Source organism: Advenella sp. EE-W14, from assembly GCF_012923605.1.
Lineage (GTDB): Bacteria > Pseudomonadota > Gammaproteobacteria > Burkholderiales > Burkholderiaceae_B > Advenella > Advenella alkanexedens.
Genome location: NZ_JAAVNG010000022.1, coordinates 1 through 1,233 on the forward strand (window position 1 = coordinate 1; position 1,233 = coordinate 1,233).

The following is a 1,233-nucleotide window of genomic DNA, read 5'->3' on the forward strand; positions in this document are numbered from 1 at the left end:
TGAATCGGCCAGGCTTTCATAGACAGTTTGTTGCCTCAGAAAAGTATTGCCGCTCGTAGTTCACAGGCGAAAGATTCGCTGCATGACTATGTCGACGGATTGGATTGTAAAACATTTCAATGTAGTCAAAGATATCTTGCCGTGCCAGTTCTCGGGTTTTGTAGATCTTTCGTTTAATCCGTTCACGCTTTAACAGCTGAAAAAAACTTTCGGCAACGGCATTATCATGGCAGTTTCCCCGCCGACTCATACTCGGTTGAAGGTTGTGCATAGTAAGAAACGAGGCCCATTCGTGGCTAGTGAATTGGCTACCCTGATCGGAATGTACCAAGACGGTTTGCTTCGGTTTTCTGCGCCATACGGCCGCTAATAGCGCTTGTAAAACCAAGTCCTTCTCCATCCGGGAATCCATCGACCAACCAACAACCTGCCGTGAAAATAAATCCACGACAACGGCTAAATATAACCATCCTTCATAGGTGCGGATATAGGTAATGTCTGTGACCCACGCCAGATTAGGTGCTGCTACATCGAATTGACGGTCTAATACGTTCGCTACGATGTTGTGCCGAGCGCCACCGTAATACCCTGAACGTCGTCGATAACCTACCTGTGCACGCCAGCTTTGACTGCGCATCAAGCGTGCCACTCGGTGACGGCTACAGTGTTCGCCTAAAGCACGCAAATCGTGGTGTACTTTGCGATAACCATACACTCGGCCACTCTCAGTCCACGATGCTTCCATCAGGCTCAACAATCTCTGATCCTCATGATGACGTGTGCTGTGGCTATTGCGCTTCCAGGCGTAGTAGCCACTTGGGTGAACATTGAGAACATGGCAAAGTCTGCGCACTGGGTAATAGACGGAATGCTGCTGAATAAACGCGTACTTTAGCCGGATTCCTTGGCAAAGTACGCGGCGGCCTTTTTTAATATATCTCGCTCTTCGGTCAGTCGTTTTACCTCGGCTCGCAAGCGTTTTAATTCTGCTACCTCATTGGACTCAAACTGGCGCTGTTCTAAAGGCTTGTTGTAACGCTTGATCCAAGCATAAAGACTGTGGGTTGATACGCCCAGTCTGTCCGCTACTTCAGCCACAGAACGGCCTTGCTCTGTAATTTGCTTGATGGCTTCAAGTTTAAATTCTTCTGTAAATCTTGCCTTGCTCATAAACATCTCCTTAAGACGATATTATGAGGCTAAAAAGTGTCTAGTAAACCCTGGCCGATTCAA

General features: G+C 47.7%; 1 protein-coding gene. It reads right to left on the reverse strand.

Annotated features, from left to right (window positions below):
- Positions 1–16: 16 nt before the first annotated feature.
- Positions 17–1,170 (reverse strand): IS3 family transposase gene (locus HCX92_RS14705; RefSeq protein WP_371808431.1). Its coding sequence is split into 2 segments (ribosomal slippage): positions 17–927 and positions 927–1,170, totalling 1,155 coding nucleotides; the frame shifts between segments, so codons are not numbered across the junction.
- Between the last annotated feature and the right edge of the window lie 63 nt (positions 1,171–1,233).